At 66.4% G+C, this 18,759-nt stretch carries 18 protein-coding genes, 1 tRNA gene and 1 other RNA gene; 12 read left to right on the top strand and 8 right to left on the bottom strand.

Annotated elements, in window-relative coordinates; translation table 11 throughout:
* Positions 1–11: 11 nt before the first annotated feature.
* An RNA gene (ffs, locus tag ABDC78_RS18485) (signal recognition particle sRNA small type) lies at positions 12–108 on the bottom strand.
* Between the two features lie 92 nt (positions 109–200).
* Between ffs and ABDC78_RS18480 the strand changes: the two genes are divergently transcribed.
* The 6 genes from ABDC78_RS18480 to ABDC78_RS18455 all read left to right on the top strand — a co-directional run bounded on the left by ABDC78_RS18480 (position 201) and on the right by ABDC78_RS18455 (position 4,929).
* Positions 201–286 (top strand) — tRNA-Ser (locus ABDC78_RS18480).
* A gap of 71 nt (positions 287–357) precedes the next feature.
* Positions 358–1,149 (top strand): hypothetical protein, encoded by a 792-nt coding sequence (locus ABDC78_RS18475; protein WP_178357403.1) that lies wholly within the window; start codon positions 358–360, stop codon positions 1,147–1,149.
* Positions 1,150–1,201: 52 nt separating this feature from the next.
* Positions 1,202–2,215, top strand: a complete 1,014-nt coding sequence (locus ABDC78_RS18470) for a trypsin-like peptidase domain-containing protein (protein ID WP_178357402.1) — start codon at positions 1,202–1,204, stop codon at positions 2,213–2,215.
* A gap of 45 nt (positions 2,216–2,260) precedes the next feature.
* Entirely contained in the window at positions 2,261–3,331 is a 1,071-nt protein-coding gene (locus ABDC78_RS18465; RefSeq protein ID WP_178357401.1) for a dihydrodipicolinate reductase, read from the top strand.
* Positions 3,332–3,387: 56 nt separating this feature from the next.
* Complete coding sequence (locus ABDC78_RS18460) at positions 3,388–4,260, top strand: DMT family transporter (RefSeq protein WP_178357400.1); 873 nt, start codon at positions 3,388–3,390, stop codon at positions 4,258–4,260.
* A 27-nt stretch (positions 4,261–4,287) separates the two neighbouring features.
* The gene (locus ABDC78_RS18455) at positions 4,288–4,929 is read left to right on the top strand and encodes a GNAT family N-acetyltransferase (RefSeq protein WP_178357399.1); all 642 of its coding nucleotides are present in this window, start codon (positions 4,288–4,290) and stop codon (positions 4,927–4,929) included.
* Here the strand turns inward: ABDC78_RS18455 and ABDC78_RS18450 are convergent.
* The 5 genes from ABDC78_RS18450 to ABDC78_RS18430 all read right to left on the bottom strand — a co-directional run bounded on the left by ABDC78_RS18450 (position 4,926) and on the right by ABDC78_RS18430 (position 9,625).
* Entirely contained in the window at positions 4,926–6,203 is a 1,278-nt protein-coding gene (locus tag ABDC78_RS18450; protein ID WP_347133131.1) for an HNH endonuclease signature motif containing protein, read from the bottom strand. The two genes, ABDC78_RS18455 and ABDC78_RS18450, sit on opposite strands and share 4 nt — an antisense overlap.
* 69 nt (positions 6,204–6,272) lie before the next feature.
* Entirely contained in the window at positions 6,273–7,022 is a 750-nt protein-coding gene (locus tag ABDC78_RS18445; RefSeq protein WP_178360686.1) for an alpha/beta fold hydrolase, read from the bottom strand.
* Complete coding sequence (locus ABDC78_RS18440; RefSeq protein ID WP_347133130.1) at positions 7,019–7,549, bottom strand: hypothetical protein; 531 nt, start codon at positions 7,547–7,549, stop codon at positions 7,019–7,021. Before ABDC78_RS18440 ends, ABDC78_RS18445 begins: the two co-directional genes overlap by 4 nt.
* Positions 7,550–7,566: 17 nt before the next feature.
* Positions 7,567–8,622, bottom strand: coding sequence for a non-homologous end-joining DNA ligase (ligD, locus tag ABDC78_RS18435; protein ID WP_178360685.1), 1,056 nt, complete (start codon positions 8,620–8,622; stop codon positions 7,567–7,569).
* Position 8,623: 1 nt separating this feature from the next.
* Positions 8,624–9,625 (bottom strand): ATP-dependent DNA ligase, encoded by a 1,002-nt coding sequence (locus ABDC78_RS18430; RefSeq protein ID WP_347133520.1) that lies wholly within the window; start codon positions 9,623–9,625, stop codon positions 8,624–8,626.
* On the opposite strand from ABDC78_RS18430, the gene ABDC78_RS18425 reads away from it, so the two are divergent.
* Complete coding sequence (locus ABDC78_RS18425; protein ID WP_067391639.1) at positions 9,624–10,796, top strand: tyrosine-type recombinase/integrase; 1,173 nt, start codon at positions 9,624–9,626, stop codon at positions 10,794–10,796. The genes ABDC78_RS18430 and ABDC78_RS18425 overlap by 2 nt on opposite strands.
* Positions 10,793–13,312: a site-specific integrase gene (locus ABDC78_RS18420; protein ID WP_084377508.1), complete on the top strand. Its 2,520-nt coding sequence runs from the start codon at positions 10,793–10,795 to the stop codon at positions 13,310–13,312. The genes ABDC78_RS18425 and ABDC78_RS18420 overlap by 4 nt, the downstream gene beginning before the upstream one ends.
* Positions 13,313–13,450: 138 nt before the next feature.
* On the opposite strand, the gene ABDC78_RS18415 is transcribed toward ABDC78_RS18420, so the two are convergent.
* Together ABDC78_RS18415 and ABDC78_RS18410 are read right to left on the bottom strand one after the other, a co-directional pair.
* Positions 13,451–13,897 (bottom strand): methyltransferase domain-containing protein, encoded by a 447-nt coding sequence (locus ABDC78_RS18415; RefSeq protein ID WP_234787695.1) that lies wholly within the window; start codon positions 13,895–13,897, stop codon positions 13,451–13,453.
* A gap of 331 nt (positions 13,898–14,228) precedes the next feature.
* A complete protein-coding gene (locus tag ABDC78_RS18410; RefSeq protein WP_067391637.1) occupies positions 14,229–14,687 on the bottom strand; it encodes a MarR family transcriptional regulator in 459 nt (152 codons plus the stop codon).
* A gap of 239 nt (positions 14,688–14,926) precedes the next feature.
* Here ABDC78_RS18410 and ABDC78_RS18405 point away from each other — a divergent pair, with 239 nt between their 5' ends.
* The 4 genes from ABDC78_RS18405 to ABDC78_RS18390 all read left to right on the top strand — a co-directional run bounded on the left by ABDC78_RS18405 (position 14,927) and on the right by ABDC78_RS18390 (position 18,738).
* Positions 14,927–15,451 carry a hypothetical protein gene (locus ABDC78_RS18405; RefSeq protein ID WP_067391634.1) on the top strand — a complete coding sequence of 175 codons (525 nt, stop codon included), beginning with the start codon at positions 14,927–14,929 and terminating at the stop codon, positions 15,449–15,451.
* A gap of 418 nt (positions 15,452–15,869) precedes the next feature.
* Positions 15,870–16,532: a hypothetical protein gene (locus ABDC78_RS18400; RefSeq protein ID WP_131808574.1), complete on the top strand. Its 663-nt coding sequence runs from the start codon at positions 15,870–15,872 to the stop codon at positions 16,530–16,532.
* Positions 16,529–17,119 (top strand): hypothetical protein, encoded by a 591-nt coding sequence (locus tag ABDC78_RS18395; RefSeq protein WP_067391627.1) that lies wholly within the window; start codon positions 16,529–16,531, stop codon positions 17,117–17,119. The genes ABDC78_RS18400 and ABDC78_RS18395 overlap by 4 nt, the downstream gene beginning before the upstream one ends.
* Positions 17,116–18,738: an ABC transporter substrate-binding protein gene (locus ABDC78_RS18390; protein ID WP_067391624.1), complete on the top strand. Its 1,623-nt coding sequence runs from the start codon at positions 17,116–17,118 to the stop codon at positions 18,736–18,738. The genes ABDC78_RS18395 and ABDC78_RS18390 overlap by 4 nt, the downstream gene beginning before the upstream one ends.
* The last annotated feature ends 21 nt before the right edge of the window (positions 18,739–18,759 follow it).

The raw sequence follows: 18,759 nt of genomic DNA, 5'->3' as shown, positions 1-18,759 counted from the left end.
AATCTCTGAAACGTAAGGGGACCCCGCGCACCCGCCAGAGCCCATTGACCCTTGCTGCCTTCCGGCCCTGGGGGAGTTCACAGGATAGACGCCGCGCGGGGTCCAACGAGAGTGTAATACCCGCGTCGAACCGATCTGCCGCCGAGCGACGGCCGAGCAGATTTGTGGGGCCAGCAGGGGGGTCGGCTACCATGGCCGACGGAGGATTCGCCTAGTGGCCTATGGCGCTCGCCTGGAACGCGGGTTGGGTTAATAGCCCTCAGGGGTTCAAATCCCCTATCCTCCGCACTCAGCCCGGGATGCGACCGGCTGGCCGACAGCCGGTCGCATCCCGGGCGAACAAGATCGAGGAGGGGTATGGGCCGCACCGCCGCGGTGATCTGGCACGCGTCGTTTTCCGTTGCCGCCGGTGTCCTCTACTTCTTCTTCGTGCTGCCCCGCACGTCGGAGCTGCTGGGCGAGACTTCTCCCACGCTGGGGACCGCGCTTCGCATCGTGACCGGCGCCCTCATCGGGCTGGCGGCGTTGCCCGTCGTGTTCACACTCCTGCGCACCCGTCGCCCCGAATTCGGCACCCCGCAGATGGCGCTGACCCTGCGGACGTCGTCGATCGGGCTGCATGTACTCGCCGGTGTTCTCATCATCGGCGCCGCGATCAGCGAGATCTGGCTCTCTCTCGACTCCGCGGGTCAGTGGCTGTTCGGGATCTACGGTGCGGCGGCTGCCCTCGCGTTGCTCGGGGTGTTCGCTTTCTACCTCGCGTTCGTCGCCGAGATGCCGCCGCCCCCGCCGAAACCGTTGAAGGTCAAGGAGCGCAAGAGCAGGCGCGGACGCAAGAGCACGACCGACGACGCCGACGAGACCGACGAGACCGAGCCGGCAACGGCCGAAGTCATCGAATCGTCAGCGAACGCCGAATCATCGGACGACGTCACGGTCACCGAGGACGATCCTGCGCCGACGGCCGAGACCGACGTCGACTCCGGGTCGCCTGACAAGACGAGCCCGACCTCGGAGGATGCTGACGAGGACCAATCTGCCGAGCCTTCCGCCGACAGCGGGGCACTCCAGAATCGGCGTCCGACCGGCAAAGGAACGGTGCTGGGCAGGCGCAAGAGGACTCGTGGCGGCGTCGCAGTCGAGGACTGAGCAGACCCCGTCACATCGACAGCAGCCGACGGCGCGGCCACTATTGATGGGTATGGGCCTGTTTCCCCCGTTTCGTCTACTGATCGCACTGGCTGCGGTCGTGGCTCTGGTCGCCCCTGTGGCGCCGGCCGCCGCCCAGCCCGGCGAACCGCTCGCCGCGGCGGCCCAGGCGGAAGCGTCGGTGGTGCGCATCGACACCAGAGTCGACTATCAGGGTGTCATCGGCCTGGGGACCGGCATCGTGCTTGATCCCGGCGGCCAGGTCCTGACCAACTTCCACGTCGTTCAGGGTGCCGACCAGATCACCGGAACGGTGGGCGGCCGCTCTTACCCGGCAACTCTCGTCGGTTACGACCGCGGACGCGACGTAGCGGTTCTACAACTCCTCGGGGCGGCGGGGCTACCGCCCGCGGCCATCGGCGACGCGAACGTGCTGGTGCCCGGTGAACCCGTAGTGGCCCTCGGCAACGCGATGGGCACCGACGGACCGCTCACCCGCGAGGTCGGCACCGTCACCGGGTTCGGTCGGACGGTCAACGCCGAGGACACTCTGACCGGCACCTCCGACGAGCTGACCGGCCTTCTGGAGTTCGCCGCGCCCGTGCGCGCGGGCGACTCCGGCGGTCCGGTGGTCAACAGCGCCGGTCAGGTTGTCGGCGTGACGACGGCCGCGTCGGTGAACTTCCGGATGGGGCCCGGCGGCAAAGGCTTCGCGATCCCCATCAACGATGCGATGAGCGTCGCCGGCCAGATCCGGGCCGGGGTCCCCTCCGACACCGTCCATATCGGCCCGCCCGTGCTGCTCGGTGTCGGTGTGCGTACCGCGCCGCGGGATCAGCCGGGTGTCCTCATCCAGGAGGTCATGATCGGCGGGCCGGCAGAGCGCGCCGGCCTGATCGCCGGTGACATCCTGGTCGCACTGGACGGCGTCACGCTGGACTCGACGAACACGCTGACCTCGGTGCTGGATCGGCACTACCCCGGCGACGTACTCGACCTGACATGGGTTGATCGCAGAGGAGCGGCCCGCACCGGCACCGCGTTGCTGACACCCGGCGTCAATTGACCCAATCCTTCCGGACTGCACGCCCAGGAACCCTATGCTGAGCGAGTGCCCAACAATGCGCCCTATCGGGTCGTCCAGTGGACGACGGGAAACGTCGGAAAGAGCTCGGTCGCCGCGATAGCCAGGAACCCGACCCTCGAACTGGTCGGCTGCTACGCCTGGTCCGACGACAAGACCGGCCGTGACGTCGGCGAACTCGTCGGACTCGAACCGCTGGGGGTCTGCGCCACCAACGACGTCGACGCGTTGCTGGCGCTGAAGCCCGATGTGGTGGTCTACAACCCGATGTGGAACGACGTCGACGAGTTGGTCCGCATCCTCGAATCCGGTGTGAACGTCGTGGCGTCGGCGTCGTTCATCACCGGGCACAACCTGGGCGACGATCGGGAGAAGCTCGCGGATGCGTGCGAGCGCGGCGGATCGACGCTGTTCGGCTCCGGCGTCAGCCCCGGCTTCGCCGAGATGCTCGCCATCGTGGCAGGCACCGCGTGCGACCGCATCGACAAGATCACCATCGCCGAGTCCGCCGACACCACCCTGTACGACTCCCCGGAGACCGAGCGACCCGTCGGCTTCGACATGGCCATCGATGATCCCGACTTGGCGCCGATGGCCGCGAAGGGGACCGCGGTGTTCGCCGAAGCCGTGCGACTGGTCGCAGACGCTCTCGGCATCGAGCTCGACGAGATCACCTGCGTGTCCGAATACGCCCAGACGACAGAGGATCTGCCGATGGCGTCGTGGACCATCAAAGCCGGACATGTGGCGGGCGTCTTCGCCAGCTGGCAGGGAATCGTCAACGGCAAGACCGTCATCGACATCAACGTCCGCTGGAAGAAGGGCCAGACCCTCGAGCCGGACTGGCAGCTCGACGGCGACGGCTGGAAGATCACCATCGACGGCAGGCCGACGGTCAACATGACGGTCGGCTTCCTGCCGCCTCCGGACATGATCGAGAACGCCAAGACGCTCGAGGACTTCTTCGTCCTCGGCCACATCATGACCGCGCTGCCGCCGATCCACGCGATCCCGGCAGTCGTCGCCGCGGCGCCCGGGATCGCGACCTACAACGACCTGCCGATGCCCTTGCCGCGCGGAGTGGTGCACGTCGGCTGAGCTGCGTTTCGAAGATCTCATTGGATTTCGGGGCGCTCATGCGCTGACATTGACCGGTGAGCACACGCGGATGGCTGCTGTTCGCCGCGATGAGCGTCATCTGGGGTATCCCCTACCTGCTGATCAAGGTCGCCGTCGAGGAAGTCTCGGTACCCGTGCTGGTGCTGGTGCGGACCGCGGTCGGTGCGATGGTGCTGATTCCGCTGACGTTGAGCCGCGCCATGTGGACTCCCGTCATCACGCACTGGAAGCCGGTGGCGGGATTCGCGTTCTTCGAGATCATCGCGGCGTGGCTTCTGTTGACCAACGCCGAACGCCACATCTCCAGTTCGCTCACCGGTCTGCTCATCGCGGCCTCACCGATCGTGGCAGCGCTTCTTGATCGGCTCACCGGCGGCGAACACCGGCTGACGCCCATTCGACTCGCCGGACTCGGCGTCGGAATAGCCGGTGTCGCAGTGCTTGCCGGCCCCGCGCTGACCGGCGGGAGCGCATGGCCGGTGACCCAGGTGCTGATGGTGGCCGTCTGTTACGCGATCGCGCCGCTGATCGCCGCGCGTTACCTCGGTGGCGTGCAGGCGTTGCCGCTGACGGCTGCCTGCCTCGGCCTGGCCGCGATCGTCTATGCGGGTCCCGCGGCGGCGACCTGGCCCGAGGTGGTGCCGTCACCTCGGGTCATCGTGGCACTCGCACTGCTCGCCGTGATCTGTACCGCGCTCGCGTTCATCGTGTTCTTCGCGCTGATCCGGGAAGTCGGCGCGGCGCGCGCGTTGGTGTTCACCTACGTCAACCCCGCGGTGGCACTCGCTGCGGGTGTCATCGTGCTGGACGAGCCGCTGACGCCCTGGCACCTGGTGGGCCTGGCACTGATCCTCGCGGGTTCGGTGTTGGCGACCCGGCGCACCGCAGCTGAAATTGTGTTGAAGTGACGTCCGGTCTGCGGTGACATGGGACCCATGCCTGCAGCACTCTGGCCGCTCGATGACCTCGTCGTGTCGACCCCACGGCTGTCGCTGCGCTACCTGAATGACGAACTCGGCGAGCAGATCGCCCGGCTCGCCGCCGACGGCATCCACGATCCCGCGACGATGCCGTTCTCGGAGCCGTGGACGGACGTCGCACCGCCGGAACTGCAGTGGAATTCGTTGCGCTACTTCTGGCGCTGCCGAGCGGAAACCACCGTCGAGAGTTGGCATCTCAATTTCGCAGTGCTGGAGAGTGGTGATCCGGTCGGGGTCTGCACCGTCGATGGCAAGCAGTTCCCGTCAACGCACACCGCAACCACCGGGTCGTGGCTGGGTCGCCGCTACCAGAGGCGCGGACTCGGGCGCGAAATGCGCCAGGCAGCACTGCATCTCATCTTCGCCGGGTTGGACGGCGAACGTGCGACAACCCGGGCGTGGCATGACAACATTGCGTCGTTAGGCGTGACGCGGTCGCTGCCCTACATCGAGGACGGCGCCACCCAGGAGCAGCGGCGTGGCAGAGCCGACACCATGCTGGCGTTCTCGATGACCCGCACACAATGGAAGACAGTGCGCCGCAGGGATATCGAGATCAGCGACCTGGCCCCGGTCCGGGGGTTCCTCGGCCTCTAGCTCGCCTGGTTGAGGGGCTGCGGTGGTGGTTCGGGTTGGTAGGGGTGGTACCACTTCCATTGGGCGCGTTCGCCGGTGGGTCCGGGGTAGGGGTCCACTGCTGGTGGGGGTGTGGTGGGGGGTCGGGCCAGGGACCGGTTGGTCAGTGGTCGGCCGGTCTGGTCGGTGACGACCAGTCGGTCGGCGGGGCCGGTGATGGTGATCAGCCCGCGGTGGTGGGCGCGGTGATGGTACGGACATACGAGGGCCAGGTTGCACAGGTCGGTGAGGCCGCCGTCCTCCCAGTGCCGCAGGTGGTGGGCATGCAACCCTCGGGTCGCCCCGCACCCGGGGACCACACAGCAGCGGTCGCGGTGCTCCAACGCCCGACGCAGCCGCCGGTTCACCGTGCGGGTGGCCCGCCCAGCACCGAGGACCTGTCCGTGGCGTTGGAACCACACCTCGCACGTCGCGTCGCACAGCAGGTACTGCCGGTCAGCGTCGGAGAGCAGCGGCCCCAGATGCAGCGAGGCGACGTGGGAGTCGGCGTCGACGTGGATCACCGCGGTGGTCCGCTGTCCGTGGGGGCGCCGCGCCACCTCGGTGTCCCAGCCGGCGTCGATGAGGCTCATGAACGCATCGATCGTGGTGGGGAACGGTGGCGCCTGCTCACTGACCGACTCACCGCCGCCGTCATCACCCGATCCGTGGGCGGCTTTCCAGTCGGCGACGAGCCCGTCGAGGTGGGTGCCCAGTGCGGCGTCGACCGTCGCGGCGTCGCTGTGCGGCAGCCGGATCCGGTAGGTGGTGTGCGTCTGGTCGCTGGTCTTGCTGATCGACCGTTCGGGCTCCGGTGTGGGTTTGGGTGCGGGTCGCGGTGCCGCTCTGAAGGCGGTGCGTAGTTGGGTGACTGTCGCGCTCTCGGCGAGCAGGGCGTAGTGGTCGTCGGAGCCGTCGGCGGCGCGTTCGGCGATGACCCCGACCTGATCTAGTGAGAACCGGCCCTCACGCAGCCCGTCGACGCAACGGGGGAATTCCTCGACCCGTTCGGCGACGGTGACCAGGGTCTCGGCGTTGTGCGGGGAGGTGCCCAGTTTCCAGGCCACCAGCGCGGTCACTGTTTTGGCGCCGGTCGTCGACCACAGCCCGTCGCGATCGATCTCGGCGACGATATCGACGATGCGCCCGTCAATCGCATTCCGTTGACCGGCCAGCTCGGACAGTTCCTCGAACAACACCTCCAGCCGCGCCCCCCGCGGCGGGCTGGGAACGAAACATGGTGCAGCCGAAGACATGACACCATCATCACAGACAGGTCCGACAAGTCCGCTCTGTCAAGCAGTCAGGCCAGAGGAGAAACGAGATCAGCCCACGCTCCGCAGTGTCGAGGCGACGATGTCGATGACCCGCTGGGCCTGCTTCTCGAGGAAGAAGTGTCCGCCGGTGAACATATGCACGTCGCCGCCCGCCGTCGTGTGATCCAGCCACGCCCCCGCCGCGGCCTCGCTGGTCTTCGGATCGTCGGTCGCCGACAGCACCACGACGGGTGCGCTGATCGTGACGTCGGTGCCCCGGTGGTACGCCTGCAACGCACGGTAGTCGTTTCGGAACGCAGGCAGGAACGTGTCCAGAAGTTCCGGGTTGTTGAGCACCCGTGGATCGGTGCCGCCGAGTTGGCGCATCACCTCGACCAGACCGGTGTCGTCCTTGTACTCCCGCTCGTCGCCGTAGTGGCTCGGAGCGCGCGACCCCGACGCGAACACCGTGACCGCCTGCCGCCCCGCCGCCTCGAGTCGGCGGGTGACCTCGAATGCCAGCACCGCGCCCATGCTGTGGCCGAAGAACGCCGTCGGCGCCTCGGGCAGTGTGCCGACCGCGGTGTAGACCTGGTCGGCCATGTCTTCGATCGAGTCGACGAAAGGTTCCTTGTGGCGGTCCTGTCGGCCCGGGTACTGCACGCTGTACACCTCGAATTCGGGAGCCAACGCCGAGGACAAGGGGAAGTAGTAGCTCGCCGAGCCGCCGGCGTGCGGCAGGCAGATGAGCCGGGTGCGCGCGGCGGGCGCGGGATGGAAGGTGCGGATCCAGCGGCTGAGCGGCGGCGGCGTCGTCATGACCCCGGAGGCGGCGCGGCACCAGGCGGCGGCGCGGCGCCAGGCGGCGGTTCGGCGCCCGGCGGCGGCAGCTCCCCGGGCGGTGGCGGCGGCGGCTCGAAGATCCGCAGCACATTGGCCTGCAATTGGGCTCCGGGCGGACCCTCGATCATGACGTCCTTGAGGATCTGCGCCTGCTGACCCTGGACGGTGAACTGGCCGGGCTGAGGCTGGTTCCCACCGACGACCTCGTACTCCACCGTGAACGGAGTTTCCGGGAAAGGATGCAGCCCAACATATTTCGGGTCGATGGTGTAGGTGTAGACGCAGGCACCGGCGGGGTCACAGTTCTGCGCGGTGACGGCCACCCCGATCAGGAACTCGTCGTTGGTCGGCACCGACGGGGGCGGCGGCTGGGGCGGGGTGCGGCGCGGGGGCTCCGCCTGCTGTTGCGTGGGGTTGCTGAAGATCATCACCGACGCGATTCCGATACCACTGGCGAGCATCCCGAGGATCGCAATAGTCGCGAGCAACTTACGGATGGTCACCTCAGCAGGGTAACGGGCTACTCCTCGACGCGGTTACCGTGCTCGTCCCAATGCTCGGCAACCTTCTTGCTCGGCTGGACCCGGGGCGGCTCCCCGGGCATCTTCGGGTAGCTCGGTGGATACGGCAGGTCAGCGAGGCCATGGTCCTCGTCGGCGGCGACCATCTCCAGCAGCGGCTCGATCGACTGCGCTGTCGTGTCGATGTCCGCCCACGGATCGGGCCGCCCGGCGAGGAACTCCGGCACCGTGATGATCGTGTAGTCGTCAGGATCAGCACCACGCAGTTCGTCCCAGGTCAGCGGCGTCGACACCGTGGCGATCGGGGTCTTGCGCGCCGAATACGCCGACGCGAACGTGCGATCGCGGGCGTTCTGGTTGTAGTCGATGAAGATCCGCTCCCCACGCTCCTCTTTCCACCACGACGTGGTCACCGCATCCGGAGCCCGCCGTTCGACTTCGCGGGCCAGCGCGATTCCGGCGCGCCGCACCGCGATGAAGTCCCAGTCGGTGGCGATGCGGAGGAAGACATGCACACCACGACCACCCGACGTCTTGGGGTAGCCGACCAGGCCCAGCTCGTCGAGGAGTGGTTTGAGGACGTCTACGGCGACGGACGCAGCTTCGGCGAACCCGGTGCCGGGCTGCGGGTCGAGGTCGATGCGCAGCTCGTCGGGATGCTCGGTGTCAGGGCATCGCACCTGCCACGGGTGCAGGGTCACCGAGCCCATCTGAGCGGCCCACGCGATCGCCGACGGGTGGGTGATCTTCAGTGCGTCGGCGGTGCGCCCGGACGGAAACGTCACGGTGCAGATCTCGAGGTAATCGGGATGCTTCTGCGGCACCCGCTTCTGGTAGATCTCCTCGCCGTCGATGCCGTCGGGGAACCGTTGCAGATGTACGGGCCGGTCCCGCAGCAGGGTCACCATGCGGTCGGCGACAGACAGGTAGTAATCGACGAGTTTGCCTTTGGTTCCGTCTTTGCCGAGCGCCGGAAAGTACGGCTTGTCCGGGTTCGTGAGCCGGACCTTGATGCCGCCCACGTCGATTTCGGTTGCGGAGCTTTTTCCAGCCATGTCAGGACTCCAGAACGTCGTAGAGGTCGTAGTTCAGCGGAACATCGAGCTGGTCGAAGGTACAGCTGGCCGGGTCGCGGTCCGGCCGCCAGCGCATGAACTTCACCGCGTGGCGGAAGCGCCTGCCGTGGGCGGTGTTTCCCTCCATCTGGTCGTAGGCGACCTCACACACCTTCTCCGGGCGCACCGGGATCCAGCGCTTGTCAGCGGCGGAGTTCCACCGGCTGGGCTCACCGTCGCGGACGTCGTCGCCGAGGCGTAGCGGCTCCAGGTCGGCCAGCATCAACAGCCGCGCCTTGGCGGTGAACGACGCGGCGCCACCGACCATCTGCAGCTCACCGTCATCGCGGTAGAGGCCGAGCAGAACCGACCCGATTCCTTCGCCGCTCTTGTGAATCCGGTAGCCGATCGCGACGCAGTCCGCGTCACGGGCGTGCTTGACCTTCACCATCTCCCGCTTGCCGGGAAGATACGGACCGTCGAGCCGTTTGGCGATGACCCCGTCGAGACCCGCTCCCTCGAACTCCTCGAGCCAGGTTGCGCCTACCTCGGGATCCTCCGTGGTACTGGTGACATGGCACCACTGCTTGTGGAGGACCGCGTCTGCCAGCGCTTCCCGCCGCACCCGGAACGGCTCCTTCATCAGAGAGGTGTCGCCTGTTGCGAGCGCGTCGAACCCGATGAAATGTGCGGGGGTCTCCGCGGAAAGCTTGCACACCCGGGACTCGGCGGGGTGGATGCGCTGGCTCAGCGACTCCCAATCCAACCGGGTGCGGCCGGCGATCTCGCGGGGGACGACGATCTCGCCGTCGAGAACGCAGCGGGGCGCGAGTTCGTCGCGCACCGCATCGAGAACCTCGGGAAAGTAGCGGCCCAGATCCTTCCCGCTGCGCGACAGCAGCACCACCTCGTCGCCGTCGCGGAACACCAGCGCTCGTCTAGTTGACTGAACTTCGGCGAGCCTTCCGGTGGGGTGGGTGCGGCGGGCGGAGGATCCGGTTATGGGCGAGCTGGGTCGAGTGGAGTCAGCCGAGTCGGGCCTGCCGTGGCGGGTGATCTTCCCTGACGACGAGCACCTCGGCGCCTCGTCATACCTGCGGGAGCTGGCGGCTTCGGATTGCAGTCCACTCACAGTTCGAAGTTACGCGTTCGACCTGCTGCGGTGGTTCAGGTTCCTCCACGAGCGCCTGGTCAATTGGGAGCAAGCTGAACGCGTCGACGTCCGTGCCTTCGTCGAGTACCTCCGCGAGACGCCGAACCCGCAGCGCCTGCGCCGGCGCCCGAACAGACCTGCGCCCGGTTCGGTGAACGCTCTGACCGGCAAGGCCGAGCTGCCGGCGAAGTACGCGGCAAGGACGATCAACCATCAGCTCTCGGTGTTGTTCGGCTTCTACGAGCATGCTTGCGCAGCCAACCTGGGACCGCTGGTCAACCCGGTGCCCGCGCAGCGGACTCGTGGCGGCGGCCGTCCGCATTCGCACCATAATCCGATGCAGGACTTCGTCATTCACAAGCGTGCGAACTATAGGCAGAAGACGCCTCGTCCGGTCTGGCGGGGTATTCCGGACGAGGCCGCGACGACGCTGTTCGATGCACTGCGTAGCCACCGTGACCGCGCTCTGGTGAGTTTCTACCTGTCGTCGGGAGTTCGGGCGTCGGAGTTGTTGGGGCTGTGTCACGGCGATCTCGATGCCGGCCGCTATACGGTCACGGTGACCAGTAAGGGCAGCCGGGCGCGGGAGGTGGTGCCGGCGTCGGTGGACTCGTTCGTGTGGTTGGCGCTTTACTTCGCCGAGCAGCAGCCACCCATGAGTCCGGGCGGTCCGGTGTGGTGGACGCGGCGATCGAAGCCTGCGCCGTTGAATTATCACGCGATGCGCGCGGTGCTGCGCCGGGCCAATGACAGCTTGGGGACGAACTGGTCGCTGCACGACTTTCGCCATACGGCCGCGACGCGGTTGCTAGCCGATCCGGCGTTCACGTTGGTGGACGTGCAGACAGTGCTGCGGCATGCCAGCGTTACGACGACGCAGATCTACACCCAGCCGCGACTCGAGGATCTGGTCGGCAAGGTGCTTGAGCATTACGCCCGACCGCCGGTCACGGGGCCGACGATCGAACCGAGCTACGACGCGGCCGCCGTGCGCGAACTGCTTGGACTCCCGCTGTCGTGACGGCCGAGGACGAGGACACGCGGCTGCAGCGCAGTCAGCAGGCCGCGGCGACCCGCGCGGCGGCGGCTCCGTCGATTCAGCTGCTGTCACGGCCCGATTCGCCGCACCTGGCGGCGATCCCACCCGACGATCGGTTCGGACGCACCGGGCGATTGCGAATCATGAAGGGCTACGACGCAAGTCAGCCGCCACCCGAGCTGCCCGCCCAAGCTCACGGCGCCGCGATGCAGCACCGCACCGTGGATGAGCTGTGTGACGCTGTCCGCCGCCATCACCACTCCTACAACCAGAAACGCCGACAGGCGATCGTGCGCGGATCCCGGGCACTGCTCACCCGACTTCACGGCTACCCCGGTGACACCTGGGAGCAGCGCTGGCTGGCCAGCGGCTCGGACGCCGCCCCAAGGACCTGGATGGACCATGCGGACCTGCCCCAGTACAACCGGTGGTCACCCACCCTGCTTGGAATGAACGCGCTGCTGCAACTGCGTGTTCTCCGACCGTCCTACAGCTGGATGCTCGACTCCCGGACGAAGCTCAACACGGCCCAATTCATCGAGCACAACGGCGGCAACGCCCTCACCGAGTTGCGGCAGCTCGACGAGTATCAGTCAGCGCTACTGCGCCATCAACGCGACGCAGAAGCCGGTCTGTCGCGAGTGATGATCCGCACCGGCAAAGCCATCGAGCAGGTCACCGGCGACGACCTGCTCTACTACGCCGACGTGGTGAAGACCTCAGGGAGGCAACGCCGCGAACATCTACTGTGGGAACTGCTGGTGCGCCTCGGTCCGCTGGCCACTGAAGCCCCGACGTTGCGGGCCGCCTGGTCGGCAAAAGGCAATACACGACAGCACTCGACCGCCACCCTGGTCGACCGCTACGGCATTCCACCTTCGGGCGTACGGGATCTGCTGACGGATTACTTCGAAGAGATTCGCCCCGGCATGGATTACGGCTCGCTAGAAGGCTTGGCCTACCGGATCGTGCGTCTGTTCTGGTGGGAGATCCTACAGATCAACCCCGAGCAAGCCGACCTACGGCTGTCGGCGGACGTCATTACGGCGTGGCGTCAACGACTGTCCGTGACGACCGACGGGCGCGACCGCCGGGATGTCCACTCCGTTTTGTTCGCGATCCGCGGCTTCTACCGCGATTTGGCCGAATGGTCCCACGACGACCCAGTGCGCTGGGGCGTCTGGGTGGCACCTTGCCCCGTCCCGCGAGAACTGAGCCGAGCGGCTGCCAAGAACAAGCGGCGCCAACAAAGTCAGATGCAAAGCCGTACCCGCGTACTGACGCCGTTGCTGCCGACGTTCCTGACCGCCGTGAACGAACACAAGCAGCGCAGCGCGCTGTTCCTGGAGAAGGCTCGCGCCGCCGAGCACGATATCCAGTTCGAGATCGACGGCTACGTGTTCGTGCGGGATGCGCCGCCGGAGCGTCTGGCAATCGACGAGCGCGCGCGGGTGTGGGCCCGGCTGGCGCCGGGACAACCGCGACCGAACTGGATCCGCGGCGAGGCCAAGCGCATCGATGTCACCGGTGTGGAGGATGACGGATTTTGGTGCTGGGCGGTCGCCGAGACCCTGCGCCACACCGGTATTCGCGTCGAAGAGCTGATGGAGCTGACGCAGCTGTCGCTGCGCCACTACACCGCATCGACCACCGGAACACTGGTACCGCTGCTACACATCGTGCCGAGCAAGACCGACTGCGAACGACTGGTGCCGATGACCCCAGAGCTGGTGCAAGTGCTGCTGGCGGTACTGCGGCGAGCCAAGGGCGGCGGTGATCACGTGCCGCTCTCGGTCCGCTACGACGTCACCGAGAAGGTGCACGGTCAACCGTTTCCGCACCTGTTCTCCCGCAGGGTCGGCGCCCGCCAGGAAGTCCTCTCCGGGCACTACTTGCGTGGCATCCTCAGCCATTTGGCGGTAGTGGCCGGACTCAGCGATGCTGGCCAGCCGATCCGGTTCACCCCGCACGACTTCCGCCGCTTGTTCGCCACCGACGCCGTCAACGGCGGCCTTCCGCTGCACATCGCCGCTGCGCTGCTGGGTCACCTGAACCTCGACACCACCCGCGGCTATACCGCGGTGTTTCCCGAGCACCTCATCACCGCCCACCAGGCGTTCATCGAACGGCGCCGGCAGTTGCGCCCGATCGGCGAGGACCGGGTCGCCGAGGCCGACGAATGGTCGGAGTTCGAGAACCACTTCCTGCTGCGTCGGGTGGCCCTCGGTGAGTGCCACCGCCCCTACGGCACGCCCTGCGTGCACGAGCACGCCTGCACGAGATGCCGGTTCTTGCGCGTGGACCCCGCCCAGTTGGGGCGCATCAACGAGATGACCGAGAACGCCGAACAGCGCCTCGTGGAGGCGAAGGATCGTGCATGGCTCGGCGAGGTCGCCGCGCTCGAAGAGAGCATCAAGCATCTGCGCAGCCGGCAATCCGAGGCGGAGCAACGACTCTCAAACGGCAGCAACCCGTTCACCGAGCAGAGACCACAATGAGGCGATGAAGCTCCCCGTCATGCCGCCGGTCTCGCCGATGTTGGCCAAGTCGGTACCTACAATTCCTGCCGACGCCTCCCTATGACGAAGTGGTGTTGACGGCTTCCACTCGATCTGCTTCGGTCGCGAGGAAGTCGGCTAGGGTACTTCGCGACGCCAGAACGGTTCACCGATCAGCATCAGGCCACCGGGACGGAGACTCTTGCTCAGCAGTTCGACGATACCGGCCACACCGCCGCCGATCCAGGTGGCGCCCACGCACGCGGCGACATCGACCACCTTGCCCGCAACGAAGCTGGAAGCGTCGGAGTGCACGAAGGTGGCCTGGTCAGCGACGCCGAGTTCGGCGGCACGGACACGGGCTTGCTCAGTGAACACCGTGCTGATGTCCACCCCAATCCCGGTGACGCGGTGGTCGCGGGCCCACGTGCAGAGCATTTCGCACGACCCGCTGGCGAGATCCAGCACGCGCGTCCCGGGTTCCAGATGCAGTGCTTGGCCCAGGGCGGCGAGCTTGCTAGAGCTAAACGGGTTGTGGATCCGGTGGCTACTTTCGCGAATGGTGAAGATGCGTGGAAGATCCACGAGAGATACTCCTTGGGTTTGATTCAGTCCTGGCATGCGCGGAGGACAGTCGACCTGAGTCGGCTGCCGTTGCTCGGACCGTCACCAATACACCTCGTTCGGACGCATGGCTCTTCAACCGGATGAACCTAACCTTCCGTGTTAGACGTTTCCACCCAATATCTGAGAGATGGTCAATCCCGTGGAACGGGTCCGAGCACCGTCGCGAACGATCTCATCGAGCAGCGACCGCTGGCCGCCATCGCTGTCGTTGGCCTGCTGAACTACGGTGAGCATGGGCGTACCTTCCCAACCGGATGAGTGTCGCGGGGATCGATGGCCGCCTCGGTGGTTACGGCTGACCTTCGTTGAGCAACTGGACCATCTTTTTGATGACCACCAATCCGTCAGCGAGCGAGTCGATCTCGTTGTCGGAGAGCTGGTCGAGGATTCCCGCCAGAGCCGTACGCCGGGCCTTGCGGGAATTGTCGGCGACGCGCTGCGCATTGGCGCTGAGCCGCAGTCGGCCCACGCGCCGGTCCGTCGCGTCCACCTCGCGGATCACCAGACCGTCACCGGACAGCTTGGTGACCAGCGTGGAGGCGGTGTTGGCCGCCATGCCGAGTTCTGCCGCCGCGGCGCTCACCGAGATCCCAGGCTGTCGACCGATGAGCCGCACGAGGTCAGCTTGCGACTCGGGCAGTCCGGTGGTGAAGGCGCGACCGGCCGTCCGACGCACCTGACGACGGAAACGCCCGTGGGTGTCGAAGATGTCAGCTGCGATCTCGGAGTGGGTGGCCACACCTTGCATAATACCTCTGGGTCCGAGCTATTATGCGCATGGCTCGGTGTGTGCGTACCTAGGAAGGAGTTGCGCGGCCGCCCATCCAGAAGCCATGCCTACCGGGCGGAGACGCCATCGCTCGGTTCTTGCCGGCGCCCGTGAGTGGTGACTGCTTCAGCCGGTGCAGCGCGCCGTGCGCGCATGCACGGCGCTCGGCGTTGACCGTTCGGCAACGTGAAATCTCTTGACACAACCGAAGGAATCACATGTCATACCCTGATACCGAGACCCTGACAGTCACCGAGGGTGGCCAGCCAATCCAGTTCACCTTCGATGAGATGCTGCGATACCACGGCTTCGGCTTTCCCGGCGGGGTGGCCCATGCGTTCAAGGTCATGGAACGCGGCTTCCCGCTGTTGGACGACGGTAAGGCGCCCGAGCGGGCGGACCTGTCCATAGAGACTGCGTTCCCCGGTCCCGGAGGCCGCGACGCATTTGAGATCGTCACTCGGGTCGTGACCGGCGGGCGCTATCACGTCGACGTGGCGCTGGCCGGCGACGATATTCTGCAAAGTCCCAAGGGCAAGTATCTTTTCCGGTTGAAGTACCGGGGCCGGACCGTCGACCTCACGTTGCGTCCCGGACTTGTTGCCGACGAGTTCATCACGCTGGCAAGAAAAGTAGAACGTAGCCCTGAAGAGGAAGAGCGTCTCGTCTGGCTGAAGAAGGATATGGCTCAACGCCTTCTGAGCCACCCGGCAAAGGACGTCTACGACGCCACAATTCGGTGATGTGATCCTGTGCTGAAGGCGATCCGTCGGATGCCGGACCGTCTGGGGCAGTGCGCTTTTGGTGCGTGCGGTCGCCGCCGCCATCGATTTCGCGTTGCCGTGCCTGGCCTTGGACGGTCCGACCCGTCCGAGTGGAGAAGTGCCTAAACGCCGGACGTGATCCGGCAATACAGACTATTGACCTTCACACCGCTAGTTCTGCACCGCAATGACTTTCGCGTCGACACCCTGTCGGCCGGCACGAAGTTGCAAAGTGCGTCGGGCGGTGTGACGTGCTATTCGCGAGACAACTGTCCGGCTCTCCTGCGCGCGCAATTCAATTGGCTCCGGCCACCTTTCGTCTCTACGGAGAGGTAGCCGGAGCATTGTTCGCGTGCTAAACAGGACAGGTAGCTTCGCCTAACCTAAGGAAGTTGACTTGACCTGTTACCTCAGGCTGCATGAAGTCGCAATCGCAGTGCACCCGACGCCTGGGCCGGGCCAGAGCGGTGAGATGGACTGGGACGAGATCCACCGTTTGTGGACCCTCGCCGGCGGGGTCGACGGCCGCGATGCCGCGCTTGACGCGATGCCGGTCACGCTGCTCGACATGGACGACCTGCCCGACGCCGACCTGGAGGGGTTTGCCGGTCTGATCATCGCGGGTCGCGCGGACCAACTGCTGCTTGCCCGAATGAAACAGCGCATCGCCGGCCTGCTCGACCGGGGTGGTGTCGTGGTGTTCAGCGGCCAACTCGCGGAGGACTGGCTGCCCGAAACCACGACATTCGAGTGGCATCAAAGCAACGCGGACACCGCGGGATCGCCGGTGCTCGCCGACCACCCGGTCTTCGCCGGCGTCGCGCCCGCAGAGCTCGGGCACTCGTTCCTCTACGCCAATGGCTGGCATCGGCCACCGGAGCATGCCGAAGTGATCGCGTGGCGAGCCGACGAGACACCGGGCACCTACGTCGCGAAGGCGGGGAGCGGCACGGTTCTGGTGCACAGTGGCAACAACCTGATCGCGAACGGCGTCACCACCACCACGGCTGCACGGATCATGCCGCAGCTGGTCCAGTGGATCGCGGGAGCCACCCGATGACCGGACTGGTTGCGCTGACCAGCGGATCGGCCGCGGAAACTGCGACATTCGCCGAGCCGCACCACCGCGCACACCTCGATGCGGTGGTGTACACCGGCGCGACGGGATACCCGGCAATTGACGACGCGGAGGCGGTCTGGGTGCCCGAGGGGACCCCCAGACGCCGGTTGTCCCGACTGGCTCCGCAGCTGGAGGCATTGCTGAACCGCGGGGGGATCGTGCTGATGTTCGGTGAACAGCAAGGGGGATGGCCACATTCGCTGCGCTGGACCTTCCGTCCGGTCGGTGGCGCGGGACAGACCCGCATCGGCGGGACCTGGTCGCACACCGAGGTAGGCGCCGCCGGGCAGGCCCTGCACCACCACGGTGTGCTCGATGCACCCGATGGCGCCGAAGTGTTACTCAGCGCGCCCGACGGGTCGGCCGTCGCCTACCTGGAGCGGCCCGCCTCGGGCGGCACGCTGATGGTCAGCACCATCGATCCACTCGCGCATTACGGCCACACCAGGGCGCCCGCCAGCGCGCGGTTCCTGGCCGCCTTTCTGCCGTGGGTGACGACGACCCTGCTACCCGGGAGTGTGCGATGAAATACCGGTGGGGCGCACTGATGTGCGCGTCTGCGTTGCTGGTGGGCGGATGTGCCGATAAGGGCTCAGGACCCAGTGCCGGCCCGGACACGGTTGACCGGCTCACCGTGGCAATCCCGTTGGACGTCGGCCCGGTCAACGTCTTCGTCGAGCACGAGGAATGGATCAGCGAGTTGGTCTACGACAAGCTCGTCGCACCGTCTCCCTTTGTCGACGACCCGCAACCGTGGCTGGCCTCGGAGGTCACCATGGTCGATCCCAGCACCTGGGAAGTTACCGTCCGAGACGACGTCACCTGGCATGACGGGGAGCCGTTCACCGCCGCCGATGTGGAGTTCACCTTCGCCTACGCCCAAGAGGCCGACACCGGCCGCTGGACGCACCACATCACGGAGATTCCTGAGATCTCCTCGACGACCCGAATCGATTCCGACACAATACGTTTCGAATGCGCGTTTCCCTGCCCGGAGCTCGGCACGGTGACACTTGCCGACCTCCCGATCCTGCCCAAACACATCTGGTCGCAGATTCCGCCGGAGAGCGTCAAAAAGGTCACCGCACTGCCGATCGGCACCGGCCCATACCGGCTCGCCGAGTACGACCCCGTCACCGGTTACCGATTCACCGCATTCAGCGAATATTTCGGTGGCAAGCCGCGGGTGAACGAACTGGTGATGCCGGTCATCGAAGACCCCTCGGCCACATTCACCGCGTTGCGCGCGGGTGAGATCGACGTGGCCGCCCGTCAGGTTCCGCCGGAGTTGCTGGACGAGTTCGAGGCCTCCGACACGATCGAGGTCGTGAACACCACCCCGCTCGAACAGGTCGACCTCCGGATGAACTACACCAAACCGATGTTCGCCGACGCCCGGGTGCGCAGCGCGGTATCGCTGGCGCTGGACAAGGAGGAACTGCTCGACGTCGTTGTGTTGGGTCGCGGACGCGCAGCGACGATGGGACGCATGCATCCCGACTCACCGTGGGCCGATCCAGAGGCCTCCACGCCGACCGACCCGGAGCGGGCACGCGCGATCCTCGACGAAGCCGGGTATCGCGACACCGACGGCGATGGTCTCCGGGAGAGCCCCGATGGCGCTCCGCTCACGCTCACCGTGGAGGTGAACGGCGCCGAACCCACGCAGGTCCGTGCCGCCGAGGTGGTCGCCGAACAGCTCGGTGACGTCGGGCTGGCAGTCAATGTGCGGCCCCTGGACGCCGGCCGGCACGCTGCATCCGGCAAGGACATGGAGACCTTCGACCTCCTGGTGCGGGACGGAGTCCCGCATACCGTGGCCGACCCCACTCAGTATGTGCTGAGCCTGTTCTCGGGCTCCTCCTGGAACCTCGACGAATACCCGTACCCGGAACTCCAGCAGAAGATCGACCGCTGGAAGCAGACCGCCACGCTGGAAGACCGGCGCGAGGCAGGCTTCGAGATCCAGCGACTGTTGAACGAGGTGCCGCCGGTGGTTGCGCTCTACCATCCCGACAAGTACTTCGCCTACCGGATCGGTAGCTACGGCGGGTTCGTCGACTCACCGGGGTACGGCATCATGCACAAATGGTCGTTGATTCCGCGAGACCGGGCTGAGGCGGCCAACGCCGTGGTGACACCGTGAGGCACCCGTACCTGCCCGACG

The sequence above is a fragment of the Mycobacterium sp. DL genome, from assembly GCF_039729195.1.
Lineage (GTDB): Bacteria > Actinomycetota > Actinomycetes > Mycobacteriales > Mycobacteriaceae > Mycobacterium > Mycobacterium hippocampi_A.
Note: the sequence above shows the minus strand (reverse complement) of the source record. Positions and strands in the feature narration are given on the sequence as shown.